At 66.5% G+C, this 16,226-nt stretch carries 14 protein-coding genes and 1 tRNA gene; 7 read left to right on the top strand and 8 right to left on the bottom strand.

What is annotated here, in order from left to right:
• Window positions 1–394 precede the first annotated feature (394 nt).
• On the bottom strand, window positions 395–991 hold the full coding sequence (locus BMY29_RS01685; RefSeq protein WP_049991626.1) for a DUF7344 domain-containing protein: 597 nt from the start codon (window positions 989–991) through the stop codon (window positions 395–397).
• Between the two features lie 747 nt (window positions 992–1,738).
• Here BMY29_RS01685 and BMY29_RS01680 point away from each other — a divergent pair.
• Window positions 1,739–2,698 (top strand): transcription initiation factor IIB, encoded by a 960-nt coding sequence (locus tag BMY29_RS01680; protein WP_049991625.1) that lies wholly within the window; start codon window positions 1,739–1,741, stop codon window positions 2,696–2,698.
• Window positions 2,699–2,713: 15 nt separating this feature from the next.
• On the opposite strand, the gene BMY29_RS20830 is transcribed toward BMY29_RS01680, so the two are convergent.
• Window positions 2,714–2,890: a hypothetical protein gene (locus BMY29_RS20830; protein ID WP_173424943.1), complete on the bottom strand. Its 177-nt coding sequence runs from the start codon at window positions 2,888–2,890 to the stop codon at window positions 2,714–2,716.
• A gap of 141 nt (window positions 2,891–3,031) precedes the next feature.
• Between BMY29_RS20830 and BMY29_RS01675 the strand changes: the two genes are divergently transcribed.
• A complete protein-coding gene (locus BMY29_RS01675) occupies window positions 3,032–5,038 on the top strand; it encodes a DEAD/DEAH box helicase (RefSeq protein WP_074854607.1) in 2,007 nt (668 codons plus the stop codon).
• A gap of 2 nt (window positions 5,039–5,040) precedes the next feature.
• Here BMY29_RS01675 and BMY29_RS01670 read toward each other — a convergent pair whose 3' ends face one another.
• From BMY29_RS01670 to BMY29_RS01660, 3 genes are all read right to left on the bottom strand, one after another.
• The gene (locus BMY29_RS01670) at window positions 5,041–5,379 is read right to left on the bottom strand and encodes a hypothetical protein (RefSeq protein WP_049991624.1); all 339 of its coding nucleotides are present in this window, start codon (window positions 5,377–5,379) and stop codon (window positions 5,041–5,043) included.
• Window position 5,380: 1 nt separating this feature from the next.
• Window positions 5,381–5,449: transfer RNA gene (locus BMY29_RS01665), tRNA-Arg, on the bottom strand.
• Window positions 5,450–5,571: 122 nt separating this feature from the next.
• Window positions 5,572–5,769, bottom strand: coding sequence for a hypothetical protein (locus BMY29_RS01660; RefSeq protein ID WP_074854606.1), 198 nt, complete (start codon window positions 5,767–5,769; stop codon window positions 5,572–5,574).
• Window positions 5,770–5,997: 228 nt separating this feature from the next.
• Here BMY29_RS01660 and BMY29_RS01655 point away from each other — a divergent pair, with 228 nt between their 5' ends.
• Window positions 5,998–7,776 carry an ATP-binding protein gene (locus BMY29_RS01655; protein WP_049991623.1) on the top strand — a complete coding sequence of 593 codons (1,779 nt, stop codon included), beginning with the start codon at window positions 5,998–6,000 and terminating at the stop codon, window positions 7,774–7,776.
• A 62-nt stretch (window positions 7,777–7,838) separates the two neighbouring features.
• On the opposite strand, the gene BMY29_RS01650 is transcribed toward BMY29_RS01655, so the two are convergent.
• The gene (locus BMY29_RS01650; protein WP_049991622.1) at window positions 7,839–8,954 is read right to left on the bottom strand and encodes a DegT/DnrJ/EryC1/StrS family aminotransferase; all 1,116 of its coding nucleotides are present in this window, start codon (window positions 8,952–8,954) and stop codon (window positions 7,839–7,841) included.
• A gap of 209 nt (window positions 8,955–9,163) precedes the next feature.
• Here BMY29_RS01650 and BMY29_RS01645 point away from each other — a divergent pair, with 209 nt between their 5' ends.
• Together BMY29_RS01645 and BMY29_RS01640 are read left to right on the top strand one after the other, a co-directional pair.
• Window positions 9,164–10,798, top strand: coding sequence for an alkaline phosphatase family protein (locus tag BMY29_RS01645; protein WP_074854605.1), 1,635 nt, complete (start codon window positions 9,164–9,166; stop codon window positions 10,796–10,798).
• Window positions 10,795–11,808 (top strand): lipid II:glycine glycyltransferase FemX, encoded by a 1,014-nt coding sequence (locus BMY29_RS01640; RefSeq protein ID WP_049990384.1) that lies wholly within the window; start codon window positions 10,795–10,797, stop codon window positions 11,806–11,808. Before BMY29_RS01645 ends, BMY29_RS01640 begins: the two co-directional genes overlap by 4 nt.
• A gap of 97 nt (window positions 11,809–11,905) precedes the next feature.
• On the opposite strand, the gene BMY29_RS01635 is transcribed toward BMY29_RS01640, so the two are convergent.
• Complete coding sequence (locus tag BMY29_RS01635) at window positions 11,906–12,223, bottom strand: ATP-binding protein (RefSeq protein ID WP_143067640.1); 318 nt, start codon at window positions 12,221–12,223, stop codon at window positions 11,906–11,908.
• 391 nt (window positions 12,224–12,614) lie between these two features.
• Here BMY29_RS01635 and glmM point away from each other — a divergent pair, with 391 nt between their 5' ends.
• Window positions 12,615–13,940 (top strand): phosphoglucosamine mutase, encoded by a 1,326-nt coding sequence (gene glmM / locus BMY29_RS01630; protein ID WP_049990382.1) that lies wholly within the window; start codon window positions 12,615–12,617, stop codon window positions 13,938–13,940.
• 173 nt (window positions 13,941–14,113) lie between these two features.
• On the opposite strand, the gene BMY29_RS01625 is transcribed toward glmM, so the two are convergent.
• Complete coding sequence (locus BMY29_RS01625; protein WP_049990381.1) at window positions 14,114–14,320, bottom strand: DUF7563 family protein; 207 nt, start codon at window positions 14,318–14,320, stop codon at window positions 14,114–14,116.
• 426 nt (window positions 14,321–14,746) lie between these two features.
• Here BMY29_RS01625 and glmU point away from each other — a divergent pair, with 426 nt between their 5' ends.
• A complete protein-coding gene (gene glmU / locus BMY29_RS01615; RefSeq protein WP_049990379.1) occupies window positions 14,747–15,928 on the top strand; it encodes a bifunctional sugar-1-phosphate nucleotidylyltransferase/acetyltransferase in 1,182 nt (393 codons plus the stop codon).
• Window positions 15,929–16,226 lie beyond the last annotated feature (298 nt).

Genomic DNA, 16,226 nt, shown 5'->3' with positions numbered 1-16,226 from the left:
GGCCGTCGGCGCGACGACGTCGCGACTGGGGTATGGGATGGAATTACGGATTCGGACCGAGAGAAACGTGCACAGCGTACGGGAAACGGCTCCCGCGCCTGGAACAGATGCTGGCACGCGACTGTTCCGGTACCGGATGACGGTCGTCGGGAGCCAGGTGGTCCTATGCAGTTGTGGCCTAAAAATCTTCGCGGTCCTGACATCCGTCGATCGATGGCAATTGCGGCTACTACAACCGTCACAGCGGGCGGCTTACGCACGCGGTTCGGGTCGCGTTCGGACCGTCCAGACGGCGCGGCCTGGTCGGATCGTCGAGGTCGCGTCGGCCGTCGGTGTTACAACGGGCGAGAACAGGACGAACGCGACGGTGCAGCGGTATCGAAGGGAAAACCGGTTACTCGATACGGGAGAGTTTCCCGTCGACGGTGCGTTCGCGGCGGTGGTTGCGGACGACGTGAGCAACCGAGAGACAACAGAACGCGGCGACGACGACGGCCGCGAGCGCGGTCACCGGAACGGCCGCGAGGCCCGGGACGCCGAGGATGGCGGCGCCGAGAACGGCGGTACCGGCCGCGCTCAGGCCGGCGTACCACCGGTCCCACCGGTCCTGTCGATGGGAGTCCGTATCGAGGTACATCATTAACAGGTCGGCGTTGTCCGAAAGCGAGATCAACCCGCGGTCCTGGTCGTACTCGATGATCCCGGCGTCGTCCATCTTCGGCAGATGGGTCTGATACAGCGCGACGTAAACCCGCTTGCGCTGATCAGAACTGAGCGCATTGACGTCGGTATCGTTCTCCCAGGCGGCGATCTGTTCGGCGAGTTCACCGAGGGTGACCGTTTCGTCGGCTTCCAGTAAGTACGCGAGGACTTCTCTCCGACGGCGATTCTTTAACAGTTCGAAAATGACGTCCTTCGACAGTCGATCGTCTTCGTCACCGTCGGCGACCGATGCAATTTCGTCGGGCAGTGACGTATCGATCGAAGACATTATCGAATGCCTCCGGTCGTATAGACCGCTTTCGAGCCCGCTGTCCCCTGCATTCGGGTCCCCGGTATTCCGGAGCTGCGGCTCGACGGCGACCGCTGTACGTTCGAACGGCGAGTCCCAATCACGTTTGACACACCAGGTTGTACGCCAACACTGATACTCTTAAACACGACCACGTTTCGCACCGTCTGCAAAGCAGGTACGGAGCGACTTCGCGCCGACATCGTCGTCAGTGCGCGGGCGAGGCCAGGCGAGCGCTCGTCGGCGCGCTCGAGACCGATCGGTATCGATCGATTGTCCGCGTATATCGACGGCGTACGGAGGCTCCGTCCGCGGCGGGACGGGTCGCTGGCGCGGAGTGGGCCCGATCGGCGACACGACACTGGTACCGAAAGTTCGGCCGTGCCAATATAAATGCGCGCGACGGTTCGAACGCGAAAGATGGGTTTACGCGATGAACGAGGGATTGACGCCGCCGCCGCGCTGCAACGATCGGCACGTTCATGTCCCGTGTGACCATTGGGCATGATGGGTCGAAGCGACCGTTCGGCGGTCGTTTCGCCCGGACACGACCGATGGGACACGGTTTCGCCGTAATCGGTGCCCTGTCCCGGCCGAGACAGGCGGCCGTTACGGCGGCTCTCTTCTGTTCTCTCTTCCGACGATCCGGCGCCGTCGGTAAGTCGGTGTTTCCCGCGAAACCATGTGAACCCCTTACAGTGCCTGCACGGTTTCGGTCGGGTACTGATGACGCGGTCTATCATCGATCACGCCAGCACCGAATCGCAGTCGGAGGAGGTCGAGGCTGGTCTGTGTCCCGACTGCGAGACCGATACGATCGTCCACGATCCGGACCGCGGCGAACGGGTCTGCGAGGAGTGTGGGCTGGTCCTTACGGAGGATCCTATCGATTACGGACCGGAATGGCGAGCGTTCAACGCACAGGAACACGACGAACTCTCCCGGGTCGGCGCGCCCCTGACGCAATCGATGCACGACCGGGGGCTGACGACGACCATCGACTGGCGGAACAAGGACGCGAACGGGCACTCGATGTCGGCCGACAAACACGGCCAGCTCCACCGACTCCGCGTCTGGCAGGAACGAATTCGAACGAAAAACGCCGGCGAACGAAACCTCAAGTACGCCCTCTCGGAGATCGATCGGATGGTCAGCGCGCTGGGCGTCCCGAAGCCGGTCAAGGAAACGGCGAGCGTCATCTACCGTCGAGCGCTCGAACAGGACCTTATCCGCGGCCGTTCGATCGAAGGCGTCGCGACCAGCGCCCTCTACACCGCGTGCCGTAAGGAGGATATTCCGCGCAGTCTCGAGGAAGTAACCTCCGTTTCACGAGTCGATCAGCGAGAGATCGGACGGACCTATCGATACATCGCGGACGAATTGGACATTAACTTGGAGCCGACGAACCCCCGACAGTTCGTCCCGCGGTTCTGTTCCGAACTGGACGTCGGCAAGGACGTCGAGACCAAAGCCATCGAGATCATCGATCGAACGACCAAACAGGGACTCCACTCCGGCAAGTCGCCGACGGGCTTTGCCGCCGCGGCCATCTACGCGGCCGGCCTGCTCTGTGACGAGACGATCCCCCAGCGAGCGGTCGCCGACACCGCACAGACGACCGTCGTCACCGTCCGCAACCGCTATCGCGAGCAACTCGACGCGATCGACCAGCAGCCCACGGCGTGACGGCCGCCGACGGGACTACATGATCGATCGCTCGTCCTCCGTGTAGAGATCCTCGCTGGCCATAGCCTGAAGGTTCGCGTAGGGAACGAACGCGATGAACTCGTCCTCGTCGTCGTAGAGTTCGACGCCGTTGTCGGTGTGTTCGTAGCGCTCGCAAGCGATCTGACCTTCGGGAAGGATCGCGCGGAACATACGATTCCGTACGCCGTCATCCCGCATATACTGTGGGGCCTTGAACGAGCGATTACTCCGGGCTCGTTGCCCCTTGCACACCCCCGAACGCGGCGTCGGCGAGCGAAATCTGTTTACCCGCACCGCCGTTACGCCCGGGCAGTGACCGACGAACGTTCTCCGACGCCCTCCGACGAGCAGCGGAGCGAGTCCGGTGATCCCGAGAACGATTCGGACGAGCCGAGCGATCCGAACTCGACCGAAGCGGCAGCACCGATCGACGGCGATCGAGGGACCGATAGCGACGACGAACCGACCGACGAGAACGAACCGACCGACGCGGGCGGCGACCGCGACGAGACCGGCGACGCGGCGTTCACCATCGCCGACTTCCACGACGCCAGCCAGCACGAGGGCCGGCCCGTCCTCACGGCGGCCTCGGTCGCCCGCGCGCTCGAACTCCCCCACGAGGCGGCCAGCGACCGCCTCGAAACCCTTGCCGAGACGGGCGACCTCGAACGGCTCTCGGTCTCGACCGACCCCGTCGTCTGGTACCCCAGCGAACTCGAGGACCTGACCGATCGGGAGCGCGTGGTCGTCTTCCCGAAACGACGGGAGATCATCGTCGACCGGCCCGACCAATTCACGCGCGCGCAACTCTCACAGTTCGCCCACCTTGCGGACGGAAACGGCGAGCAGGGCTACCGCTACGTCGTCCGGCCCGAGGACGTCTGGAGCACCCCCCACGACTCCTTCGAGGACCTCGCGCGGACGATGCGCCAGGCGCTCGGCCAGCGCTCCGAACGGCTCGAGGACTGGGTCGAGAGCCAGTGGGACCGCGCCCACCAGTTCCGCCTGGTGACCCACGAGGACGGCTACACCGTACTCGAGGGCCAGACGCCGGAGATCATGGGCAACGTCGCGCGCCAGAAGTTAGACGAGGAGCACGTCCACGCGCCGATTTCGGACACCGAGGACTGGGTCCGCGAGGGGGCGGAGGCCGCGATCAAGCGAATCCTCTACGAGGCCGGCTATCCGGTCCAGGACCACCGCGAGCTGACGGCCGGCGAGGAGTTGCCGATCGAGCTGGGGGTGCGGCTGCGCGACTACCAGCGGACCTGGGTCGACCGCTTCGCCGAGGCCGGCGAGGGGGTCTTCGTCGGCCCGCCTGGCAGCGGGAAGACGGTCGCCGCGATGGGCGCGATGGCCCACGTCGAGGGCGAGACCCTGGTGTTGGTGCCGAGCCGCGACCTGGCCCAGCAGTGGGCCGACGCGATCGTCGAGTACACCTCGCTGGAACCCCACCAGATCGGCCAGTACCACGGCGGCCGAAAGGAGGTTCGGCCGGTAACGATCGCCACCTACCAGATCGCGGGGATGGATCGCCACCGCTCGCTGTTCGACGACCGCGAGTGGGGCCTGGTGGTCTTCGACGAGTGTCAGCACGTCCCCTCGGACGTCTACCGGCGGAGCACGCACCTGCAGTCCAAACACCGGCTAGGGCTGTCGGCCAGTCCCATCCGGGAGGACGACCGCCAGAAGGAGATCTTCACCCTGGTCGGCCCGCCGATCGGCACCGACTGGGAGGCGCTGTTCGAGGCCGGCTTCGTCGCCGAACCCGAACTCGAGATTCGCTACGTGCCGTGGGGTGACGAGGAGCAGCGCAACGCCTACGGCTCGGCCGACGGCCGGGAGAAGTACCGCATCGCCGCCCGCAATCGGGGGAAGATCGACGAGGTCCGGTACCTGCTGTCGGCCCACCCTGACTCGAAGGCTATCGTCTTCGTCGACTACCTCGAGCAGGGCCGGGAGCTCGCCGAGGCGCTGGACGTTCCCTTCCTCAGCGGCGAGACGCCACACCACGAGCGCCGGCGGCTGTTAGGCGAGTTCCGCCGGAACGAGCGCGACCTGCTTCTCATCTCGCGGGTCGGCGACGAGGGGATCGACCTGCCGACGGCCGACCTGGCAATCGTCGCCTCCGGGCTCGGCGGCTCCCGCCGTCAGGGCACCCAGCGCGCCGGCCGGACGATGCGCCCCGCCGGCGGCGCGCTCGTCTACGTCCTCGCGACGCGGGGCACCCGCGAGGAGGACTTCGCCCGCAAACAGCTCCAGCACCTGGGTCGCAAGGGAATGACCGTCCGCGAACGGGCGGTCGAGCGCGAAGACTAGAACTACCCGACCTCCGCTGGCGGCGGCGCCTCCGGTTCGACCGACTCCACGCGCTCGACGTCGGCGACCGATTCGACGCCGACCCCGACCGCGAGTGCGCGCCTGGCGAGCGCGTCGACGTCCTCGCCGCCGCGGGGCAGTTCGAGGGCGACGCGAACGCGGAGTTCGACGGTCGTGTCGTTGAGGCCGGGCGACACTCGGCGCACGTCGGCGGTCGCGATCGTTCCGACGGCATCGGTTCGTTCGACGATCCGCACTGCGCCGTCCGCGAGGCTCCCGGTCGCACCGAGAGGAACGCGCACGGTGAGCGTTGCCGCGACTGGTTCGCACTGGCGATTCATACGCCCCCGTCGAGACTCGAACTCGACGCTCGGGCCGGAGCCCGCGTGTTGGCCGGTACACCACGGGGGTACGAGGACGGACACCGACGCGTCGCAGCGGTCGTGCTGGCCGATCGACAGCGTCGCCCGGTACGGAGACGGCGGAATTCGGTCCCGAAAACCAGTCCGAGCGGCCGTCCGGCCGGCGGCGACCTACGCGGCGCGGACGGAGCCGATGCCGACCGCGCCTGGCCACGACGGATAGGAGGAACGGCGGGGATTCCGTCCACGAAGGCCGCGAACGCCGAGCCCGGCCCCGCTCCCGTCGGCGGGTGCGGCGTCGGACGCGACGAGCCGCTCTCCGGCGAGATACTGGCCGGCAAAGCGGATCGGTGATGTGGTCGGAATCATCGGTCGGCGGATAACTGTATCGTACAGTAGCAGTGACATAACTCTTTCCGCGGTGTGTTCACAACTCTCACTGGAGTACTCGGTTCGAGTGCAGCGGGCGGTCGCAAAGACCGCTGCTGGGATCGCCGGGACGAGGCCAATATTCAAGGTCGCGTGTTCGGACTGTACGGATAACATGAACGAACCGCGCGCGATCGCGATCGCAATCGAGAGTGAGGTGATCGGTCAGTGAGCGACGAGGAGTCCAAGCAGCGACAAATTCACGTCGGCGAGACCGCCGACGGAACCAACCTGAAGCTACCCGTGGTCGAACTGCTCACCGGACGCGGGTTCGTCACCGGCAAGTCCGGGTCGGGGAAGTCAAACACCGCATCGGTCATCGCCGAGGAGTTACTCGAGGCCGGCTACCCGCTCCTGATCGTCGACACCGACGGGGAGTACTACGGCCTGAAGGAGGAGTACGAGATGCTCCACGCCGGCGCCGACGAGGAGTGCGACATCCAGATCGGGCCGGAACACGCCGAGCAGATGGCCACCATCGCGCTCGAGGAGAACGTCCCCGTCATCCTCGATGTCTCCGGCTACCTCGACGAGGACGTGGCCGACGAACTCCTCCGGGAGGTCGCCAGGCAGCTGTTCGTCAAGGAGAAGAAGTTGAAGAAGCCGTTCCTGCTGGTCGTCGAGGAGGTCCACGAGTACATCCCCGAGGGCGGCGGCGTCGGCGAGACCGGCAACCTCCTGATCAAGATCAGCAAGCGCGGGCGCAAACACGGCCTCGGTATCCTCGGGATCAGCCAGCGGCCGGCCGACGTCAAGAAGGATTTCATCACGCAGGCCAACTGGCTCGTCTGGCACCGACTGACCTGGGACAACGACACCAAGGTCGTCGGCCGGATCATCGACACCGAGTACTCGGAACTCGTCTCCGATCTCAACGACGGCCAGGCGTTCGTCCAGACCGACTGGACCGAGGTCGACGTCCGGAAGATCCAGTTCCGCCGGAAGCGGACCTTCGACGCGGGCGCGACGCCGGGGCTCGACGACTTCGAGCGCCCCGAACTCAAGTCGGTCTCGGACGCGCTGGTCGGCGACCTCCAGGAGATTTCCGAGCGCAAGGACCGCGAGCAGGACCGGATCAACGAACTCGAGAACGAACTCGAGAAGAAAGAAACGCGGATCGAGACCTTAGAGGACGAGCTCTCCTCCGCGCGGGACGTCTCGAGCGCGGCCAGGCAGATGGCCGACGCCCTCCAGAACGCGGAGCCGGTCCAGTCACAGTTGCCAGGGGGCGGCGGGGACGCGCGCCGGCTCCACGAGGAGATCGCCGAACTCGAGGCCGAACGGGACGACCTCCGGGAGCAACTCGGCGAGCGCGACGAGCGGATCGACGCCCTCGAAGACGACCTCGCGGCCCGCGAGGACGAACTGGACCGACTCCGGCGGGAAAACGAGCAGTTACGGCGGGTCGTCCGCGACCTCGAGCGGGAATCGATCGCCGGGGACGATCGGGGCGACCAGGCCGACGAAGCCGACGAGGCCGAGGCGGACGACGGTGACGGCGAATCGGCGATCGTCCAGGCCGGCGGCGACGACGTCGAGTACGGGTACACGCCCGTCGAGGCCGACGACGGTGGCAGTGCGAACGACGACGCGAGCGGACGATCGAACGCGGCCGACGAACCCGGCTTCGTCGTCGCGAACGAGGAGCGCGAGCTGGCGGATCTGCTCGAGATCTCGTGGCTCGACGACCGAGTCCAGCGCGCGTGCGACGGGTCGCGGTGTTCGGTCGAGACGGCCCACGACGTCCTGGCCGAGTTCGCCCGAGACGGACCGCTCGAGACGCCGGCCGTGGCCAGGCGCGTCGATCGGTCGACGGTCGCGGTCCAGAGTCTCCTCTCGGAGCTGCGGACGGAATCGATCCTCGAGCGGACGGCCGAGCGGACGTACGCGCTCCACGAGGACGTTCGGACGGACCTGACCGCGTCTCCGTCAGCGACCGCGGAGTGAACGCGGGCGCGAGCGGCGACTCCGTTGCGTAGGTCCGGTGAGCGATAGAAACCGGGAGTGGCTCAGCGCCGGAGGCGATCGCCGACCGCCTCGATCGCCGCCGGCTCGATCCCCTGGTGAACGGGCAGGACGACGATCTCGTTTGCGAGCCGGTTCGCGGTCTCGTAGGCCGCGTTCTCGTGGACGGACTCGCGGAGGATCGGCCAAGTGTGTGCGCCCGCAACGCCCGCGTCCGCGAGTTCGTCGAGCAGCGCCGCTTGATCGTCCGCGCGGACGGGGAACTCGTAGGGGGAAAGGCCCGCCGAGAGCTCCTCGTAGAGGAGTCGGACGTCGTCGCGGGCCTCGAGGACGTCCCGCCAGGCGCGGAAGTTCTCGCGTCGGGCGTCGCGGATCGCCTCCGGGTTGGCGGCCGCGGCGACTCGAGCGGAGAACTTCGACATGGGGATTTTCGCGGCCTCGTATCTGGCCTCGGGATCGACCGACGACGAGTCGTCGGGCCCGTCGTCGAGGACGGACTCGATCGAGCGCAACAACGTCGGGCTGACGCGCTCGGCAACCGACGTGGCGACGAACCGGTAGTCGGTGGCGGCGACGCGGTCGGCCGTGCCGGCCAGCGACGACGGGTCGAACGCCTCGCGGACCTCGTCGTCGCGGCGGTAGAGGACGGCCCCGTCGGGGACGGGGAGCAGCTTCCGGAGCGTCGCAATTCCGAGGTCGCCGTGGGTCCCGAGCAACCTGTCGTCGGCGACGCTGAGCGGCGCGTGGGCGTTGTCGTCGATGTGATAGCAGTCGTGGTCGTCGGCTAGCGACGCGAGCCGGCGGAGGCCGGGCTGGGGAAAGCCGAAGTAGTTGACCGACGTGATGGCGACGGTGTCGTCGTCGATACGGTCTTCGAGATCGGCGAAGTCCGGTGCGAGCGTTTCCTCGACGGCGTAGAACCGCGGCTCCAGCCCGAGGTCGCGAAACGGTTCGACCACCGCCGGCGAGAGGTAGGCCGGAACAAGGACGTTTCCGCCGGGCTCGACGAGCCCCGCCAGGCCGTCCCGGAGTGCGATCTTGCCGGCACCGTAGTAGGTGTATTCGACGTCCGGAGCGTAGCGATCGACGAACGAATCGATTCCGGTCGACCCCGACCGGGAGAGCGACGCATCGAACACAGACGGAGTGGCATTAATCATACGTGAGAACCCGGTGCGATTGCGGCGCAACGGAACACGACACGAGAGGATGATGACCGTCATATTAGTGATTCGGACGTTACCGGCAGCCAATCATCCGCAACCGGTACTTACGGCCGCCGCGGATCGGACCGCCGGCCGCGCTATACCGTCCCTACGATCGAGAATCCCATTGAATAACAAAGCATAGGGGAAGGGACAACGCGCCCATGGCAGGTTCGACCGACGGCGGAGACCTTCGTCTGCTCGTCGTGGGGCTGGACGCCGGCTGCCGGCCGGTGCTCGAGCCGATGTTCGAGTCGGGCGACCTCCCTACTTTACGACGACTGTTCGACGGCGGGACCGCAGGGCCGCTCGAGTCTCAAATACCACCCTGGACCGCGAGCGCCTGGCCATCGCTGTACACCGGGAAGAACCCGGGAAAGCACGGCGTCTACGATTTCCTCTCGTTCGACGGCTACGACTGGGACGTCGTCAACGCGAGTCACGTCCGCGAACGGCCGGTCTGGGAACTGTTGAGCGATCACGGCCACTCGAGCGTCGTCGTCAACGTGCCGGTGACCCATCCGGCGCGGGAGTTCGACGGCGCGTTGATTCCGGGCCTGACCGCGCCCGAGGAGCCGGGCTGTCACCCCGAGGGGATCCTCGAGGACGTGAAGCTGGCTTGCGGCGGCGAGTACTGGATCTACCCCCAGAGCAGTCCGCATCCGGACCGTTCGATCGAGGGGTACGAACGGACCGTGGAGCTTCGAGGGCAGGCATTCCGGTATCTCTGCCGGCGGTTCTCGCCAGAGTTCGGCTTCGTCCAGTTCCAGCAGACCGACTCGGTGTTCCACGAACGGCCGGGAGACAAGCGCGCGATCGAGGCGGTCTACCGCGAGGTCGATCGCCAGGTCGCGGAAACGATCGAGCGAACCGATCCCGAGAACGTCCTGGTCGTCAGCGACCACGGAATGGGGAAGGTAAGCGGCGACGAGTTCCGGGTCAACGAGTTCCTCCGGGATCGAGGCGACGTGAGCGCCCGCAGCGGCGGCGAAGGGATGCCCGATTGGTCGAAAAGCTGGGAGAACGACCTGCTCGAGGGGGCCGAGGCCGGCGACCACGAGCCGAGTCCGCTCGAGCGGGCGATGAACCTGGCCGCGAAAGTCGGGCTCACCACCCAGCGCGTCGCGAGCGCGCTCGACTACGTGGGGCTGAAAGAACCGATCGGTAAACGGGTGCCAAACGATATGATCCGGGCGGCGAGCGAACAGGTCGACTTCCCGAATTCGCGAGCGTACGTCCGCTCGAAGAGCGAACTCGGCGTTCGGATCAACCTCGAGGGTCGCGAACCGAACGGCCAGGTGCCCGAATCGGAGTACGAGGCCGTCCGCGAGGCGCTCATCGAGGAGCTGTCGGCCGTTCGCACGCCCGACGGCGAGCCGATGTTCGACGCCGTCGAGCCGCGGGAAACGTTCTTCGAGGGGCCACACGTCGATCGAGCGCCCGACATCGTGACGGTTCCGGCGGCGTTCGACAACGCGATCGCCGCCGACCTCGGGAGGGAGCGGTTCGGCGAGCCGATGGAACCGTGGAACCACAAGCGAACCGGCGTCATCGCGGCCGCCGGTTCGGCGTTCGACGAGTCGGCCGCGATCGGGGACGCGACGATCTTCGACGTCGCGCCGACGATCTGCTCGCTGTTCGACGTGCCGATCGACGTCGCGATGGACGGGACGCCGCTCCCGGTCGTCGACCGAGGAACGGAAACGGAACGCGAGTACCCCGACTACGAGCCGTCGCCGATCACGGCGACCGACGACAGCACCGTCGAAGATCGACTCTCCGACCTCGGCTACCTATGAGCATCGACATCCGCACCCTGGATCCGCAGCACGACGCCGACGAGTGGAACCGCTACGCCGACCGCGCCGACGGAGCGAACCCGTTCTTCCGGGTCGAATCGATCCGATTGCAGGCTGCGGAGACCGACACGACCCCCCACTTGCTCGCCGGATTCAAGGGACAGGAACCGGTCGGGATCTTCCCCCTCTTCGAGTACAGCAAGGGGCCGATCACCGGTGCGTTCTCCCCGGCACCGCAGTCGTGGACGGCGTATCTCGGTCCCGCCCTGCTGAACGTCGACAAGCTCAAACAGCGCAAGGCCGACCGCCGGATCAAGCGGTTTCTCGAGGGCTGTCACGAGTGGATCGAAGACGAGCTCTCGCCGCTGTACTGCAAATTCGTCGCCGGCGCCGAGTTCGACGATATCCGCCCGTTCGCCTGGAACGAGTACGACGTCGAACCGGGCCACACCTACATCGTCGACCTCGACGGCACCGAAGAAGAACTGCTGAAGCGGTTCAGCAGCGACGCGCGAAGCAACGTCCGCAACGCCGACGCAGACAGCTACGTGATCGAGGAGGGCGACGCCGACGACGTCGAACGCATCGTCGACCAGGTCCGGAAGCGCTACGAGAACCAGGGACAGGCGTTTCACATGCGTCCCGCGTTTGCGCGGTCGCTGTACGAACAGTTGCCCGACGGTGCGGTTCGGCCCTACGTCTGCCGCGTCGACGGCGAGTTCCTCGGCGGCATCTTAGTCCTCGAGTCCGACCGGACGCGCTACCGGTGGCAGGGCGGCGTCAAACCCGACGCGGACGTCGACATCGCGATCAACGACCTGCTCGACTGGCACGTCATGCGCGACGGGCTACGCGATGGAATCGACGAGTACGATCTGGTCGGCGCCGGCGTGCCGAGCATCAACCGCTACAAGGCGAAGTTCAACCCCCGGCTCGAGACCCACTACGAGATCACGTCCGGGGTGTTCGGAATCGATCTCCTGGTCGACCAGTATCAGAAACACCGGTAACGTCCTGTAACGTCCTGTAACGTCCTGTAACGCCCCGTAACGTCCTGATATCGCGGTTATCAGTCCTCGCGTCGGCTCGTCGTCCCGATTCTCACGATCACGTCCGGATCGTCCGATCGTCGGGCTCGCCGATCCGATACTTCGACTGCCTGGCGTCCTCGAGACAGACGCGGCTGCTCACGAGATCCTGATCCTCCAGTTTCCCCAGCGCGTAGCGGACGGTCCGGGGACAGAGCCGGGACTCGGCGGCGATTCCCTCCTGGGTCAGCGGGCCCTCGTACTCGAGAACCTTGTAGACCAGTTTCGAGCTGGGCGGGAGCTCGGCGAGCGCGTCGCGCTCGTCGGACGTCGTCGGGTCGGTTGCCTCGCCGTTTTCCTCGGCTTCGGTGTCGGTATCGGGCTCGGTCGCGCTCATGCGTATCGACCCGCGCGGACGGCGGACGAGCGGTCGAACCGCAGCGTTCGCGGTGGCTGAGACGGCGATTCACCGCCGCAACGTGTGCCGGTCGGGAGGAAGCGAAGTCCGTCGGCGATCGAAGAGCATCGGCTGAATCCGTGCAGTGCCGCTAGCATTCTCACGCGGTCGTACCGGCCTGACTCACATATACGGTACTGACAGTTCAAATCGACAGGGAGGAACTAACAATTGTATAGCGACGTTCGGATTCCGGGCGGACGGCGCGGATCGGTATCGATCGACGGGGTTCGCGAACCCGCGTCACGCGTGACCGAGCGGCGAATTTCGGCGGATGGCTTGCCGGTTTAGCCCATGCATAGTAAGGCAGAGGCCCGATTCAGGAACGGGTATGTTCGGAACCAGTGGTATTCGCGGACGGGTCGGAAGCGAGGTGACGGCCGACCTGGCGCTGTCGGTCGGCCGTGCGGTCGCCTCCGAGGGATACGAACGCGTCGTCGTCGGTCGCGACGTCCGCGAGAGCGGTTCGATGCTCGTCGACGCGGTCGGCGCGGGGCTGCGGGAGTGCGGCGCGGACGTCCTCGAAGTGGGCGTCCAGGCGACGCCGACGGTCGCCCGCGCGATCGAGCACCTCGACGCCGACGCGGGGGTCGTCGTGACGGCCTCGCACAACCCGGCGACGGACAACGGGATCAAGCTCTGGAACCCGTCCGGGAAGGCCTTCGGCCCCGATCAGCGCGACGCGATCGAGCGACGGCTCCGCAGGGACGACTACGACCTCGCCGCGTGGGACGGGGTCGGCGACCGCCGCCACCGCGACGGCGTCCGGCAACACCACGCCGCGGCGCTCAAAGAGGCGGTCGACCTCGACGATCCGCCGAGCGTCGTCGTCGACGTGGGGAACGGCGCCGGCGGCGTGACGGCGGCGGTGCTCGACGATCTGGGATGTCGGGTCCGCACGCTGAACGGCCAGGCGGACGGCTCGTTCCCCGGCCGGCCGAGCGAGCCGACCGCGGAGACCCTCGAGACGCTGTCGACGCTCGTCGCGGAGACGGACGCCGCCCTCGGAATCGGTCACGACGGCGACGCCGACCGGATGCTGGCGGTCGACGAGACCGGCACGTTCGTCCCGAAAGACGCCCTGCTCGCCGTGTTCGCTCGCGAGGCCGCCGGCGAGGGCGATCGAGTCGCCGCCCCCGTCGACACCAGCCTGGCCGTCGACGACGCTCTGGCGGGCGTCGGTGCGTCGCTGACCCGCACGCAGGTCGGGGACGTCTACGTCGCGGAGCGGACAACCGAGGACGACGTCGTCTTCGGCGGCGAACCCAGCGGCGCCTGGATCTGGCCCGGAGAGACGCGCTGTCCGGACGGCCCGCTTGCGGCCTGCAAACTGGTCGAGTTGGTCGCCGAACGCGGACCGATGTCGGCGCTCGTCGACAGCATCAGTCAGTATCCGATCCGGCGCACGTCGATCGAGGTCGAGGACAAGGCGGCGGTGATGACCGAGGTCGAGGGTCTGGTGACCGAACGCTACGACGAGGTCGACGCGCTCGACGGGGTGCGCGTCGAGACCGAGGACGGGTGGTTCTTGCTGCGGGCGAGCGGAACGCAGCCCCTGATTCGGGTCACCGCGGAGGCGCGGTCGGCGGACGACGCCGAGGCGCTGTTCGAGACGGCACAGACGCTGGTTACCGACGCGCTCCCGGCGAACGCCTGAACGCGCCGATCCGGGCGGCGCTGGGTGCGGTTGGACGCTGATTCCGATGAGATCGAACGGAGGACGGGACGGCCCTTGTCTCGGTCGGCGAGCACCAGTCGCCTGGCGGGAGAACTGGCACGCGACGACAGACGCTCACACGGACTCGAGATGAACCGGGCTCGACGAACCGATTATCTGGCTTCTTCAGGGATGAAATCCGACGTCTTCATCTCGCGATAGGTGGCGCAGTCGGGGCAGGCGTGGACGACGTCGCGGTTGTCGCCGAAGACGCGGGCGAACTGGCGGGTCACCTGGTTGCCACAGTTAACACAACGGGGTGCGCTCGTTTGCTGACGGGACGACATGGGCGTCCACTTCGCGGATGGATCCGTCGACATCAACAGCCCGTAGCCACAGAACGGTATTTAATATAGACCGCATAATCAATATCGTCGCAGTTAGTCATTGCTTTCTTCGGCGAGTAATCGGTCCCGAAGAGAGTCCGCATAACGAACGTATTAGCGGCTCATTCGTAAGAAATTAGATATTACGTTGGGGTAATACGGTCTTTCACGGTATATTACATGTGTTGCAGTTGGGAGATCGGTGGCTCGGCGGACGAGATCGCGATCGTCACACCGGAACGCGAACGACGGTCCGAGCGAGCGGCCTGGTTGAGCACGGTCGGTACCGCGGCGATCCTAAGTCTCGAGGGGCCGGACCGAGTCGGCGGTCAGACGAACCGCCGGCCGAATCGAGAGATCCCGATCCCGACCGGTGTAGAAACCCTATAATTATCCCCCGGATCGAGGTACGTCGGCGTGATGAAAGCCATCGTTCTCACGGCAGGTGAGGGCACACGGATCAGACCGCTTTCCGCATCTCGACCGAAACCGATGCTGCCGGTCGCCGATCGACCGCTCGCGGCCCATACCGTCGACGCCGCCGTCGACGCCGGCGCCGACGAAATCGTGCTCGTCGTCGGGTACGAAGCCGAGACCGTCCGGGGGTACTTCGGCGAGGAATACCGGGGCGTCCCCGTCTCCTACGCCGTCCAGGAGGAACAGGCCGGGACGGCCCACGCCGTCAACACCGCTCGGGAACACATCGAGGGGCCGTTTGCCGTTCTGAACGGCGACAATCTCTACGATCCGGCCGCAATCGACCGCCTGTTCACGGAGTGTCCGGCGGTCTGCGCCGCCGAGGTCGCCCACCCGCGGAACTACGGCGTGCTGAGCACGACCGACGGAACGATTACTGACATCGTCGAAAAGCCCGCGGATCCGCCGACGAACCTCGCCAACGCCGGTGCCTACGCCTTCCCCGCCGAGGCCCGCGAGTGGCTCGAAGTCCCCGCCAGCGAGCGCGGCGAACACGAGATCACGGACGTGCTCGCCCGCGTCATCGACCGGTACGCGGTCACGCCGGTGACCCTCGACCGGTGGCTAGACGTCGGTCGACCCTGGGAACTGCTCGAGGCCAACGAGTGGAAGCTCGCCGAGCTCGACCGCCGGATCGACGGCGACGTCAGCGACGCCGCCCACGTCGAGGGCGACGTGGTCGTCGAGGCGGGCGCGACGGTGAAACCGGGCGCCGTGATCGAGGGTCCGGCGCTGATCCGCGAGGGTGCGACCGTCGGACCCAACGCCTACGTCCGCGGGGCGACGCTGCTCGGGGCGGACGTCTCCGTCGGGAACGGGGTCGAGGTGAAAAACAGCGTGCTCATGCGGGACGCGTCAGTCAGTCACCTCTCGTACGTCGGCGACAGCGTGCTCGGCCGGGACGTGAACTTCGGGGCGGGGACGAACGTGGCGAACCTCCGGCACGACGACGACGATATTCGCTTTACCGTCAAGGGCGAGCGCGTCTCGACCGACCGGCGGAAGTTCGGCGTCGTCGCCGGCGACGGGGTCAAAACCGGGATTAACACGAGTCTAACCCCCGGGCTGAAACTCGACACCGGTGCGACCACGCGTCCCGGCGAAACCGTCGACCGGGACCGATAGGTCGATCGACCCACTGCGACTCTCGATCTCGCTGCCCGATCGCCGTCGGTCGAGGTCGGCGGCCAGGCGAGCCACCCGTAGCTATCAGGTACGTCCTTTATATCCTAGTCGAACACCTAGTCGAACTGGAGGGTATCGATCGATACCGACGGGACCGGCGACAATCGGTGCCGCCGTCGCCGGACGCTCGATCGCCGCAGTACCCTCCGCGAACGATTCCGAGGTCGTTCGAGTACGGGTCGCGGATCGACGCCGCGCGGACGGGAACTACGGGGGTGGTTTCGCGTCCCGTGGCCTC

The organism is Natrinema salifodinae, from assembly GCF_900110455.1.
Lineage (GTDB): Archaea > Halobacteriota > Halobacteria > Halobacteriales > Natrialbaceae > Natrinema > Natrinema salifodinae.
The sequence above is the reverse complement of the archived record's forward strand: the minus strand, read 5'-3'. Positions and strand labels throughout refer to the sequence as shown.